This window comes from Propioniciclava sp. MC1595 (assembly GCF_017569205.1).
GTDB lineage: Bacteria > Actinomycetota > Actinomycetes > Propionibacteriales > Propionibacteriaceae > Propioniciclava.
Genome location: NZ_CP071870.1, coordinates 2,357,600 through 2,368,967 on the forward strand (window position 1 = coordinate 2,357,600; position 11,368 = coordinate 2,368,967).

The following is an 11,368-nucleotide window of genomic DNA, read 5'->3' on the forward strand; positions in this document are numbered from 1 at the left end:
TCGAGCAGGACCGGATGATCGACTCGACCGCGTGGGCCAGATGGTCACCGACGAGCGCGTCCACCTCGGAGGCCGTGAGAAAAGTCTGAGCCGTCTCGACCGTCATCATGTCCGGGCTCAGGCGTCCCGGCGGGCCAGCACGTAGAGCCGGTCGAACCGCTCCGACCCGTGCGGCGGCCGCAGTGCGCCGCGCGAGTAGGACTCCAGCACGGTGAGCCCCGCGGCCTCGGCGGCGGTGACCACCTGCGCGCGGTCGTGCAGCACGACGTCGAGGTCGACGGCGTGGCCCAGCCACTCATCGCCGTGGACGATCCCCTGCCCCTCGTGCAGGGCGACCAGCACCCAGCCCCCCACCCGCACCGTGCGGGCCAGGGTGGCCAGCGCGCCGGGCAGCTCGGACGCCGCGAGGTGGATCAGCGAGAACCACGCGACGACGACGCCCCAGGCCTCCGCCGTGCGGGGCCGCAGGAACTGCGCGAGGCTCGCCTGCTGCACCTCGAGTCCGGGGTGGGCGGCCCGGGCGGCGGCGAGCATCGCCGGCGACGGGTCGAACCCGACGACCTGTGCCCCGCCCTCGGCGAGCCGCGCGGTGACGTGGCCGGGCCCGCAGCCCAGGTCGGCGACCGGGAAGTCCTCGGCCAGGCCGGGCACCTCGTCGAGCAGCCACGCCTCGAAGGGGTGCCGCACCTCCGAGGACGGGTCGGCGGCGTAGGTCTCGGCGATCGTGTCGTAGGCGGCCACGACCTTGGCGTCCCGCGCCTGCGCTCCCCCGGCCAGCACCGACTCGCGGTCGACCGCGGGGCCCGGCCCGGCGTCCGGGACCACCGGGCCCAGCAGGTGCACCCAGCGCCGGTCCTTCTCACCCGGACGCCGGTCCAGCTCACGCACCAGGGGCGGGTCCGCGGCCGCCAGGCGGCGCAGGGCGGACTCGGCGGCCTCCTTGTCGGCGAAGGGGTGCAGGCGCTCGGTGCGGGTGCGCAGCTCGCCGGCGGTCTGCTCGCCGCGCAGCAGCAGCACGGTCAGCAGGGCGACGCCCTCGTCGTCGAGGCCGAGGGACTCCTCCAGCAGCTGGTGGTGCTTCAGCACCCGCGAGCCCTTGCCCGCCCAGACGACGCGCAGCAGGCCGCGGCGCATCAGGTCGCGGCAGCGCTCCTCGAGCTCGGCCTCCTCGTGGTGGGTGACCGGATCGCGGCTCGTGGTCTGGTTGCACGCCGAGCGCAGGGCGTTCAGCGACAGCGGGTAGGACGCCGGCACCGTGCGCTGCTTCTCCAGCAGGGCCCCGAGGATGCGCTGGTCGAGGGCGTCGAGGACGGGCAGGTCGGCCATGGTCCGATCGTACGGCGACCCGGTCACCCGTGGGGGTGGCGCGTCCCGGGACGCGGGTGGCCAGAGTGGGGGGACGAGGCGGTCACCATCAATGGCGCCGACCCCGACTTCCACCGCCGCGACCTGTACGGCGCGATCGAGGCCGGCGACTTCCCGCAGTGGGACCTCGGCGTCCAGGTCTTCGACGACGCCTTCGCCGACAGCTTCGACTTCGACGTGCTCGACCCCACCAAGCTCATCCCCGAGGAGCTGGTCCCCGTCCGCGTCGTGGCCCGCCTCACGCTCGACCGCGTGGTCACCAACGTGTTCGCCGAGACCGAGCAGGTGGCGTTCATGACGCAGAACATCGTGCCCGGCATCGACTTCAGCGACGACCCGCTCCTGCAGGGCCGCAACTTCAGCTACCTCGACACCCAGCTCAAGCGCCTCGGCTCGACCAACTTCAGCCAGCTGCCGGTCAACGCCCCGCGCTGCCCGGTCGCGCACTTCCAGCGGGACGGGCACATGCAGGGCACGCTGCAGGAGGGGCGCGCCAACTACGAGCCCAACTCGTTCACCGGCGCCGAGCGTGGCCCGCGCGCCGACACCGCGGGCGGCTTCGCGACCCACCCCGACGGCGACGTCGGCCCCAAGCGCCGCATCCGTGCGGAGTCGTTCGCCGACCACTACAGCCAGGCGAAGCTGTTCTGGGACAGCCAGACCCCCGTCGAGCAGGACCACATCGCCGCCGCGTTCGAGAAGGGCGGGGCCCTGGTGGACCTCATCGGCCCCTCGGTCGGCCTCGAGGTCGGCGGCCGGCCCATGGACCACGCCGTCGCGGCCGCGCTGTTGGAGGCGGCCGGACTGGCCGAGGCGGTGGGATCCGACGGGGTCCTGGCCGTCGAGGACTCCTCGGTGAAGGCGTTCTGGGAGGCCTGCGGCGGCATCCGGGTCTGGGACCGTGACGTCCGGCCCTGAGGGGGCGGACGCTAGGGTGGGTGGCCCAGGCGTGGTCGACTGACTGCGGCAGCGAGTAGCGAGGGCGACCCCATGATCGAGCTGACCGGCGTCACGAAGCGGTACCCCGACGGGACCGTCGCGGTCGACGACTTCAGCGCGCAGTTCCCGCCGCACCGCACGACGGTGTTGCTGGGCAGCTCGGGCAGCGGCAAGACGACGATCCTGCGCATGGTGAACCGGATGGTCGACCCGACCTCCGGCACCATCACCATCGACGGGACCGACATCGCCACGCGCGACCCGGTCCGGCTGCGCCGCAGCATCGGCTACGTGATGCAGAACGGCGGGCTGCTCCCCCACCGCACGGTGCTGGACAACATCGCCACCGTCCCGCTGCTCAACGGCACGGCGAAGGCGGACGCCCACGCCCGCGCCCGGGAGCTGATGGGTCTGGTGGGGCTGGAGGAGAAGCTCGGACGCCGCTACCCCAGCCAGCTGTCGGGCGGCCAGCAGCAGCGGGTGGGCGTCGCCCGCGGCCTGGCGGCCGACCCCAACATCCTGCTCATGGACGAGCCGTTCGGCGCCGTCGACCCCCTCGTGCGGCGCGAGCTGCAGGACGAGCTGCTGCGGATCCAGTCGACGCTGGCCAAGACCATCGTGTTCGTCACCCACGACGTCGACGAGGCCCTGCGCCTGGGCGACCAGGTCATCCTGCTCGCGCAGGGCGGCAAGGTCGCCCAGCGCGGCACCGGCCCCGAGTTGTTGGCGAATCCGGCCTCCCCCTTCGTGTCCGGCTTCCTCGGCCTCGAAGGGGGCGAACGCGAGCTGACCGAACGTGACGGCGTCCTCGTCGACGCCCACGGCCGCGCGGCCGGGGTCCTGCGCCGGACCCCGCCCGGGGCGACGGAGCCCGGCCCGTGAACTGGGTCCTGGCCAACCTCGACGTCGTCGGGCGCCACACCGTCAGCCACCTGGTGCTGGCGCTCCCGCCGATCGTGCTCAGCCTGCTGCTCGCGGTGCCGCTGGGCTGGCTGGCCAACCGGGTGCGCTGGCTCCGGACGCCGCTGCTCACCGGCGCCGGGCTGTTCTACGCGATCCCGTCCCTGCCGTTGTTCGTCGTGCTCCCGGTGTTGATCGGCACCGGCATCCGCGACCCGCTCAACATCATCATCGCGTTGACGCTGTACGGGCTGGCCCTGCTCGTCCCGGTGGCCGCGGACGCCCTCCGCCAGGTCGACCCGCGGGCCCTCGACGCCGCCGACGCCATGGGCTACCCGGCCGTCCGGCGCTTCCTCGCCGTGGACCTGCCGCTCGCCGGCCCCGCCCTGCTGGCCGGCCTGAGGGTGGTGGCCGTCAGCACGGTCTCGCTGGTCACGGTGGGCGCCGTGCTCGGCATCCCGAGCCTGGGGATGCTGTTCACCGACGGCTTCCAGCGCGGGATCATCGCCTCGGTCCTGACCGGCATCGTCGCCACGGTCGTGCTCGCGCTCCTGCTCGACGCCCTGCTCGTGCTCGGGGGCCGCGTCCTGCTGCCCTGGACCCGCCGCGGCCCGCGCCCGGTCGCCGACCTGGCCACGAAGGCGGCGGGCGCATGAGGTACCTCGTGGACGCCCTCGCCTGGATCGCCGACCCGGCCCGCTGGCCCGGCCCCGACGGCATCGCCACCCGCCTGGCCGAGCACCTGGGCTACTCGGTCGCCGGCGTGCTCATCGCCTGCCTCGTCGGCATCCCCGCCGGCTGGTGGGTGGGCCACACCCGCCGCGGCCGCGGGCTCGCGGTCGGCCTGTCCGGCACCGCCCGCGCCCTGCCGACCCTGGGCCTCGTCACGTTGCTGGGCATCCTGCTCGGCATCGGCCTGGTCGGCCCGATGGTCGCCTTCGTCGTCCTCGCGCTCCCGTCGGTGCTCGCCGGCGCCTACTCCGGCGTCGAGGCCGTCGACCCACTCGCGGTGGACGGCGCCCGCGCGTCCGGGATGACCGAGGCCCAGGTGCTCACCCGCGTCGAGATCCCCCTCGGCATGCCCCTGCTCGTGGGCGGCGTCCGGTCGGCGTTCCTCCAGGTGATCGCCACCGCGACGCTGGCCGCCTACGTGGGCGCCGGCGGCCTGGGCCGCTACCTGTTCCTCGGGCTCAAGACCCAGGACTACCCCCAGATGCTCGCCGCGTCCCTGCTCGTCGTCGCCCTCGCGCTGGTGTGCGACCTCGCCTTCGCCGTCCTCCAGCGCGCCGCCACGCCCGCCGGCGTCCGGCACCCCTGACCCCCACGAAAGGAAACCCGTCATGTCCCCGCTCTCCCGCCGCCGCCTCGTCGGCCTCGCCGCCCTCGGCGGTCTCGGCGTGCTCGCCGGCTGCTCCACCTCCGACCCCCTGCAGTCCTCGGCACCCGCCCCCGGCACCGCAGCGCCCGGCACGACCGCGGCGGGCGGCGGCACGCTCGTCGTCGGCTCGCAGCAGTACTACTCCAACGAGATCATCGCCGAGCTGTACGCCCAGGCCCTCGAGAAGGCCGGCTACACCGTCGAGCGGCAGTTCCAGATCGGCCAGCGCGAGGTGTACCTGCCCGAGCTCGAGGCCGCGAAGATCGACGTGCTGCCCGAGTACTCCGGCAACCTGCTGCAGTACTACGACAAGGAAACCCAGGTCTCCGACGCCGCCAGCGTCACTGCGGCGCTGGCCTCCGCCCTGCCGGACGGCCTGCGGGTGCTGGCCGCGGCCGACGCGTCCGACCAGGACTCGTACACGGTCACGAAGGCCTTCGCCGACGAGCACGGTCTGGCCTCGATCGCCGACCTCGCCAAGGCGCCGCAGCCGGTGAAGCTGGCCGCCAACAGCGAGTTCGCCACCCGTCCCTACGGCCCCGAGGGCGCGAAGGCGACCTACGGCGTCGACATCGAGCTGGTTCCGGTCGAGGACTCGGGCGGCCCGCTGACCGTGCGCGCGCTCAAGGACGGCACCGTGCAGGTCGCCGACCTCTACACCGCCGACCCCGCCATCGCCAAGGAGGGCTTCGTCGTCCTGGAGGACCCCGAGGGCCTGATCCTGCCGCAGAACGTCGTGCCGCTGGTGTCGGAGAAGGTGGACGCCGCCGCGGCGGCCGCAATCGAGGCGGTCAACGCCAAGCTCACGGCGTCCGAGCTGCAGCAGCTCAACGCGCGCAGCGTCGACGAGCAGGCACGCTCGGCCGACATCGCCCGCGACTGGCTCACCGCCCAGGGACTCGCCTGAGGAACTCGCGGACGGCCGGGGTCACCCGTTCCGGCCGGTCGCGCTGCACCCAGTGCCCGGCGCCGTCGACCACGAGCAGGGTGGCGTCGGGCAGGGCCTTCGCCGCCGCCTTGGCATAGGCCACCGGGACGCCGGAGTCGTGGGTCCCGTGGACCACGAGCGTCGGCGTCCGGACCTCGCCGAGGCGCGGCGCGTAGTTGGTGCGCAGCCGGCCCGGCAGGATCTGGTCGCGCTGCCACTGCTCGAACGCGGTGAACGCGTCCGGCCGGGCCACCTCGGCCATGACCGCGTCGAACAGTTCGGGGGTGCACTCGGCCGGGTTGCGCACGATGCTGCGCAGGCTGGCCCGCATCAGGGTGCGGTTCCGCGCCGACCGGCGCATGATCCGGCCCATCGCCCCGGTGCGCACCGCGACCCACGACAGCGCCTGGGCCGGCATCGCGGCCAACCCTGCGTACTGGCGGTCGGCCAGCCCGTAGGAGCCGAACAGCATCAGCCCGCACACCCGGTCGGGGTGGTCGAGGGTGAACCCCAGCGCCATGCCCCCGCCCATCGAGAGCCCGCCGAGGGTGACGCGGTCGAGGCCGAGGGCGTCCAGGAAAGTGCCGACATGGGCGACCAGCCGCTCCTGGGTGTGGGGCCACGGCGGCAGCGGGCTCTCCCCGTAGCCGGGGTGGTCGGGGGCGTACACGCGGTGGCCGGCGTCCGCGAGGGCGGCGCCGAGGCCGCCCCAGGACAGCCAGGCGTTGTCCGCCCCGCCCCCGTGCAGCAGCACCACCGCCGGGGCCTGGCCCGCGGCGTCCGGCTGCCACGCCAGGTAGGAGACGGGCCCCCAGCCCAGGTCGATCGTGGTCCGCTCAGGTCGCATGCCACCTCCCCGTCGTGTGGGGACATTTCACCACACGCCGTGCTGGCACAATGAGCGGGTGCCGAATGAACTGACGAAGCGGGCCGCGCCCGCACGACGTCCGTTGACCGACCGCGTGCGGCTGGGTGCGGGCACGGTGCTGGGGGACGCCGCCGCGCTCGCGTCCCGCGTGCTGGGAAAGGGCTCGGGGGCCTCGATCCGCGGGCAGGTGCTGACGCGGGTGCACCCCGGCGCGTTCGGCACCCTCGTCAAGGGACGCCGCATCGCCTCGGTCACCGGCACCAACGGCAAGACGACGACCGCGCACCTGCTGGCCGCCGCGATCCGTGCCGGCCTCGGTGGGGACGCGCAGCGGCTGGTGACGAACGCCGACGGCGCCAACCTGCACTACGGCATCGCCTCCGCGCTGGCCAAGGCCCCGCGCGCCGACATCGCGGTGCTCGAGACCGACGAGCGCGTCGTGGCCGACCTGATCGCCGCCGGACGCCCCGAGGTGCTGGTCATGCTCAACTTCAGCCGCGACCAGCTCGACCGCAACCACGAGATCAAGTTCCTCGCCCGCTCCTGGCGCGAGGCGCTCGAGCGCGCGGGCGAGGCCGGCCCGGTCGTCGTCGCGAACTCCGACGACCCGCTCATCACCTGGGCCGTCGAGAAGGCCCGCCGCGTCATCTGGGTCGACACCCCCTCGAAGTGGTCCGCCGACGCCGTGCTGTGCCCCGCCTGCGGCGGCATCCTCGAGCGCGTCGACCCCAACCCCGACGAGCCACAGGGCCGCTGGGACTGCCCCTCCTGCCCGCTGACCGAGCACTCCCCCGACTACCAGGTCCGCGACGGCCTGATCGCGCTGCCCGACGGCCGTGTGGTCGACCCGCAGCTCAAGGTGCCCGGCTCGTTCAACGTCTCGAACGCGGCCTGCGCCCTCGCGGCGGCGGTCGAGATGGGCGTCGGCGTCGAGGACGCCCTGCGCGGCTTCCGCACCGTCGAGGCCCCCGCGGGCCGGTTCTCGGTGGCCACGTTCGGCGACGTGTCGGCGCGGCTGATCCTGAGCAAGAACCCCGCGGGCTGGGCCGAGTCGCTGGCCCTGCTGTCGACCCCGACCGTGGTGCTGGCGATCGACGCGGTCGCCGCCGACGGCAAGGACGTCAGCTGGCTGTGGGACGTCGACTTCGAGCAGCTGGCCGGCAAGCACGTCGTCTGCACCGGCCCCCGCGCGTACGACCTGGCCGTGCGCCTGGAGTACGCGGAGGTCTCCCACACGGTCGTCCTCGACCTGGCCGACGCGCTGCGCGCGGTCACGGACGCCCCCCAGCCGGTCGACCTGATCTCGACCTACACCCCGTTCCAGAAGCTCCTGAAGATGGCAGGCCTGCGATGAACCCCACGCCCGTGAAGATCGTCGTCGTCTACCAGTCCCTGCTCGGCATCTACGGCGACCAGGGCAACTCCCGCGTCCTGCAGCAGCGCGCACGCTGGCGCGGCATCGACGCCGAGGTGGTCTTCGCCGAGCCCGGCACCCCCCTGCCCGAGGACGGCGCGATCTACCTGCTCGGCGGCGGCGAGGACGCCGCCCAGACCACCGCGGTGCGCGAGCTGCGGGCCGACGGCGGCCTGTTCCGGGCGCTGGACGCCGGCGCCGTCCTGTTCGCCGTGTGCGCCGGCTACCAGATCTGCGGGCACACCTTCACCATCGGCGGGGCCGAGGAGGAGGTCCGCGAGGGACTGGGCGTCCTCGACGTGACGACACGCCGCGGGGCCTCCCGCGCCGTCGGCGAGGTGCTGACCCACTGGACGCGCCCCGACGGCTCCGACTACGTGCTGACCGGCTTCGAGAACCACGGCGGCCACACCTTCCTGGGCCCGGACGCCACGCCGCTGGCCCGCGTCGAGGTCGGGGTGGGCAACAACGGCGACGGGACCGAGGGGGCCGTGTCGGCGTCCGGTCGGGTGATCGGCACCTACCCGCACGGGCCGGTGCTGGCCCGCAACCCAGCCCTGGCCGACCACCTGCTCGAGCTGGCCCTGGGCCGCACCCTCGAGCCGCTGGCCCGGGCCGCCGAGCAGCACGAGGGACTGCGCGCCGAGCGGTTCGCGTTCGTCCGCCGCTGAGCCCGACTGGGCGCTCGGCCCCGACCACCGGCCCCTGATTCCTCCGGGAGGGATCAGGGGCCGCGGCGTTCCCGATTCCCTGCGGCCCTCCGCCGGTCGTCCTAGTATGTAACTAGTTACATATTGAGGAGGGGTGATGGGACCGACCAACCGTCAGTCCGTGTTCGCCGGGGTGCTGTTGCTGGCCAACCGCATGCAGACCACCTTCGACGGCGAGCTGCCCGACCTGACCCTGAAGCAGTGGCTGGCACTGACGGTGATCGCGCACCTGCCACAGCCGGTGGCGTCCACCGCGGTGGTCGCGGACGCCCTGGGCACGACCCATCAGAACGTCAGCAAGCTGGTCGCGGCGCTGGCGTCCGCCGGGTTCGTGGAGCTCACCCCCTCCCCCGACGACCGGCGCGCACGCCGCATCGCCCTGACGGCGTCCGCGCATGCCTACTTCGCCGCGCACGCCGGCCAGGGCGAGCAGGTGCTCGACCGGCTGTTCGCCGGCACCACGGACGCCGACGTGGCCGCCTGCCTGCGCGTGCTCGACACGATGGCACGCCAGCTCACCGGCGAGACCCTGATGCCGAAGGAGGACCTGTGATGAAGCTCTCGACGCTGCTGAAGCGCTCCGTGGCGGTGCTGGGCGGCGGCTGCCTGCTGCTGGTCGGCTGGGCCGGCCTCGAGCTGGTGCGGCCACTGCCCGACGACCACCTCGACCCGGCGACCTACCAGCGCACCGCCACCGGGACGCGCGCGGTCGTGGTGCCGTTGACGATCCGGGTGGCCCCGGTGACGAGCCTCGCGCTCCAGAACTCCGACCTCGAGGCCACCCTCGAGCGGGACGAACGCGGGAACATCCACATCGTGTTCGCGGTCACGGACACGTCCGGGCGGCGAATCGAGGGCGCCTTCCACGAGAACAGCCCCCTGCCGAGCCTGCCCACCCAGCTGCTGGCCCCGGTGGGGGCGTCCGCCCGGACACCGGTGATGTTCCCGCACTTCGTGCTGCACGACTTCGACTTCGTGCGGCTGGGCGGCCGCATGGAGGTCACGGTGGACGGTCACCCGCTCCAGTTGGGGGGAATCCCGGTTCCGCTGGTGGCCCAAGGACAGCCCCGGAGCTTCGTGAAGTTCGTGCCCGAGACCGACATCCTGGAGGTCTTCCCGGCCGACGTCACGGAGCTGCGGCACGCGATGACGGACGCCGATCGCGACACCGTGACCGAGGGCGAGGTCACCCACCTGTTCGCCGGGGACGCTCTGGAGCGGATCCGCGTCCGCACCACAGAGGTCGTGTTCGACCCGCCGCTGGACCTGCGTGCTCGCGGCGAGGGTGACTGGTCGATTCGGACAGAGGGCCACGGCGGTGGCGTGCAGGGTCGCTACGTGGTGTCGGACGCCGACGCCCAGGCGCGGCTGCAGCTGCGGATCACACGGGCGGTCCTCCCCCACCAGCGCGACGTGCTGTACCGGCTGTTCGTCAACGAGAAGTCGTTCTTCGGGACGTGGCCCCTCGCCTACTGCTACGACGGAACCTTCGACCTGGATGCCGGGACCGTGTCGGCCCGGTGGTTCAACGACGCACCCTTGGGGTGAGATCAGCGCCGCCCCCCTCATGGCAGAAGGCCCGGAGAGGAGCTCTCCGGGCCTTCTGGTTGGTACACCGCCAGGGACTCGAACCCTGAACCCGCTGATTAAGAGTCAGCTGCTCTGCCAGTTGAGCTAGCGGTGCGCGCGATGAAGAACGTTACACCCGCGGATACCTCATGCAAAATCGAGGTGACGCAACCGATGACAACAAGCCGCTGGGCTGGGGCCCCCGCTCTACGGTGGGCGGGGCGGGCGCTCCGTGGCGGGTTCTGGCAGGTGGGCCGACCACTTCGTGCCACCGGACGCCCGCAGCCGCCTCCCGTGGCCGTTCCATGTCACGGTGTGGTCGGTAGTCCGACCACTTTCTGCCACGGATCAGAGCGTGCAGAGGGGACAGCGACTCAGGTGCCCGTCCCAACCCCGGGCCCGCAACGCCCTCGCCACCTGATCGGCCACCTTGCAGGGACGCGTCCGCACATCGACGGTGCCGTAGCGCAGCGTCCCGATCCCCACGATGACGTGCTCGTTGTCCTTCTCGAGGTCGCGCAGCACACGCCGCAGGTGGTGGCGTCCGTCTAGTTCGACGGCAAGCCTCCAGCGCTCGTACCGGACGTCGTGGCGCCACGGCCCCACCGTCGACACCTGGCGCAGGCCGACCGGTAGCCCGTGGGCCCGCTCGACGTCACGCCGGTAGACCCACTCGAGCGTGCTCTCGATGCCGCCGTAGTCGCGCAGCACGTCGCGGACCATCTGCGCATTCGGCAGGCGGGGTCGCTCCTGGCTGCGGGTGGCGACGTCGACCACGCGGACGAGCCCCTCCCGGACGGTGTCGGCCAGAACCCCCACCCAGCGCTCGAGGGTGCAGTCGGCGGCGATGTCGAGCAGGGCGTCGTCCAGACGAATCGCCGGGAGTGAACCGCGGGCGTCCCCGAGGCGTCCGCGGATGTCGCGGGAGAACACCCAGCCGGGCCGGTTCGCCGGCCGCCGGTCCGGGGGCGTCCACGTCGTGACGAGGCGTGGCACGGGCACCACCTGGGCGCGGGCCAGGGCGGCCCACCCGCCGAGTGCGGCCCCGGGGCCGCCGAGGAGGACGCCCGCCCACAGGCGGCCCTGGTCGGTGATGGACGGGGCTGGCACGATGATTCCCCTGGCTGGCTGGATCCACGCGCCGGTGCCCAACAGGCGACGCATCGGCGTCCGGCCGATCTCGGCCAGCACCTGGGCGCGGCTCAGGACGCCGCCCTGCCGGGATGCGCGTCGCAGGAGGGTCTCGGGGACCTCAGTTCGCTCGAACACGCCGATACCTTAGGAACGCCTGATCACC

The 11,368-nt window shown here is 73.2% G+C and carries 12 protein-coding genes, 1 tRNA gene and 1 pseudogene; 10 read left to right on the top strand and 4 right to left on the bottom strand.

The annotated features are described in order from the left end of the window. Window positions 1-117: 117 nt before the first annotated feature. Window positions 118-1,326 carry a DUF480 domain-containing protein gene (locus tag J4N02_RS11260; RefSeq protein WP_188333031.1) on the bottom strand — a complete coding sequence of 403 codons (1,209 nt, stop codon included), beginning with the start codon at window positions 1,324-1,326 and terminating at the stop codon, window positions 118-120. Between the two features lie 72 nt (window positions 1,327-1,398). Here J4N02_RS11260 and J4N02_RS17435 point away from each other — a divergent pair. The 6 genes and pseudogenes from J4N02_RS17435 to J4N02_RS11285 form a co-directional block, all read left to right on the top strand. Next, window positions 1,399-1,881: pseudogene (locus J4N02_RS17435) on the top strand (catalase); the annotation flags it as partial. 84 nt (window positions 1,882-1,965) lie between these two features. After that, window positions 1,966-2,283, top strand: a complete 318-nt coding sequence (locus J4N02_RS17440) for a catalase-related domain-containing protein (protein ID WP_375539341.1) — start codon at window positions 1,966-1,968, stop codon at window positions 2,281-2,283. Window positions 2,284-2,355: 72 nt separating this feature from the next. Further along, window positions 2,356-3,186 carry an ABC transporter ATP-binding protein gene (locus tag J4N02_RS11270; RefSeq protein ID WP_188333032.1) on the top strand — a complete coding sequence of 277 codons (831 nt, stop codon included), beginning with the start codon at window positions 2,356-2,358 and terminating at the stop codon, window positions 3,184-3,186. After that, complete coding sequence (locus J4N02_RS11275; protein WP_188333033.1) at window positions 3,183-3,860, top strand: ABC transporter permease; 678 nt, start codon at window positions 3,183-3,185, stop codon at window positions 3,858-3,860. The genes J4N02_RS11270 and J4N02_RS11275 overlap by 4 nt, the downstream gene beginning before the upstream one ends. After that, window positions 3,857-4,522 (top strand): ABC transporter permease, encoded by a 666-nt coding sequence (locus J4N02_RS11280; protein WP_188333034.1) that lies wholly within the window; start codon window positions 3,857-3,859, stop codon window positions 4,520-4,522. The genes J4N02_RS11275 and J4N02_RS11280 overlap by 4 nt, the downstream gene beginning before the upstream one ends. A gap of 22 nt (window positions 4,523-4,544) precedes the next feature. Next, window positions 4,545-5,489, top strand: coding sequence for an ABC transporter substrate-binding protein (locus tag J4N02_RS11285; protein ID WP_188333035.1), 945 nt, complete (start codon window positions 4,545-4,547; stop codon window positions 5,487-5,489). Here the strand turns inward: J4N02_RS11285 and J4N02_RS11290 are convergent. After that, the gene (locus J4N02_RS11290; RefSeq protein WP_188333036.1) at window positions 5,467-6,357 is read right to left on the bottom strand and encodes an alpha/beta fold hydrolase; all 891 of its coding nucleotides are present in this window, start codon (window positions 6,355-6,357) and stop codon (window positions 5,467-5,469) included. The genes J4N02_RS11285 and J4N02_RS11290 overlap by 23 nt on opposite strands. Before the next feature lie 58 nt (window positions 6,358-6,415). Between J4N02_RS11290 and J4N02_RS11295 the strand changes: the two genes are divergently transcribed. The 4 genes from J4N02_RS11295 (at window position 6,416) to J4N02_RS11310 (ending at window position 10,050) form a co-directional block, all read left to right on the top strand. Then, a complete protein-coding gene (locus J4N02_RS11295; RefSeq protein ID WP_375539340.1) occupies window positions 6,416-7,732 on the top strand; it encodes a MurT ligase domain-containing protein in 1,317 nt (438 codons plus the stop codon). Next, window positions 7,729-8,463 carry a type 1 glutamine amidotransferase gene (locus tag J4N02_RS11300; RefSeq protein ID WP_182817852.1) on the top strand — a complete coding sequence of 245 codons (735 nt, stop codon included), beginning with the start codon at window positions 7,729-7,731 and terminating at the stop codon, window positions 8,461-8,463. Before J4N02_RS11295 ends, J4N02_RS11300 begins: the two co-directional genes overlap by 4 nt. 136 nt (window positions 8,464-8,599) lie before the next feature. Next, a complete protein-coding gene (locus J4N02_RS11305) occupies window positions 8,600-9,055 on the top strand; it encodes a MarR family winged helix-turn-helix transcriptional regulator (RefSeq protein WP_188333038.1) in 456 nt (151 codons plus the stop codon). Continuing rightward, on the top strand, window positions 9,055-10,050 hold the full coding sequence (locus J4N02_RS11310) for a hypothetical protein (protein ID WP_188333039.1): 996 nt from the start codon (window positions 9,055-9,057) through the stop codon (window positions 10,048-10,050). The genes J4N02_RS11305 and J4N02_RS11310 overlap by 1 nt, the downstream gene beginning before the upstream one ends. A 60-nt stretch (window positions 10,051-10,110) precedes the next feature. Here the strand turns inward: J4N02_RS11310 and J4N02_RS11315 are convergent. Together J4N02_RS11315 and J4N02_RS11320 are read right to left on the bottom strand one after the other, a co-directional pair. Then, window positions 10,111-10,186, bottom strand: a tRNA-Lys gene (locus J4N02_RS11315). 233 nt (window positions 10,187-10,419) lie between these two features. Further along, window positions 10,420-11,340 carry a hypothetical protein gene (locus tag J4N02_RS11320; protein WP_188333040.1) on the bottom strand — a complete coding sequence of 307 codons (921 nt, stop codon included), beginning with the start codon at window positions 11,338-11,340 and terminating at the stop codon, window positions 10,420-10,422. Between the last annotated feature and the right edge of the window lie 28 nt (window positions 11,341-11,368).

What these genes read in the sequence shown, in the direction of transcription:
- J4N02_RS11270 (WP_188333032.1), top strand. Translation starts at nt 2,356, where the DNA reads ATGATCGAGCTGACCGGCGTCACGAAGCGGTACCCCGACGGGACCGTC.
- J4N02_RS11310 (WP_188333039.1), top strand. Translation starts at nt 9,055, where the DNA reads ATGAAGCTCTCGACGCTGCTGAAGCGCTCCGTGGCGGTGCTGGGCGGC.
- J4N02_RS11290 (WP_188333036.1), bottom strand. Translation starts at nt 6,357, where the DNA reads ATGCGACCTGAGCGGACCACGATCGACCTGGGCTGGGGGCCCGTCTCC.
- J4N02_RS11280 (WP_188333034.1), top strand. Translation starts at nt 3,857, where the DNA reads ATGAGGTACCTCGTGGACGCCCTCGCCTGGATCGCCGACCCGGCCCGC.
- J4N02_RS11300 (WP_182817852.1), top strand. Translation starts at nt 7,729, where the DNA reads ATGAACCCCACGCCCGTGAAGATCGTCGTCGTCTACCAGTCCCTGCTC.
- J4N02_RS11305 (WP_188333038.1), top strand. Translation starts at nt 8,600, where the DNA reads ATGGGACCGACCAACCGTCAGTCCGTGTTCGCCGGGGTGCTGTTGCTG.
- J4N02_RS11285 (WP_188333035.1), top strand. Translation starts at nt 4,545, where the DNA reads ATGTCCCCGCTCTCCCGCCGCCGCCTCGTCGGCCTCGCCGCCCTCGGC.
- J4N02_RS11260 (WP_188333031.1), bottom strand. Translation starts at nt 1,326, where the DNA reads ATGGCCGACCTGCCCGTCCTCGACGCCCTCGACCAGCGCATCCTCGGG.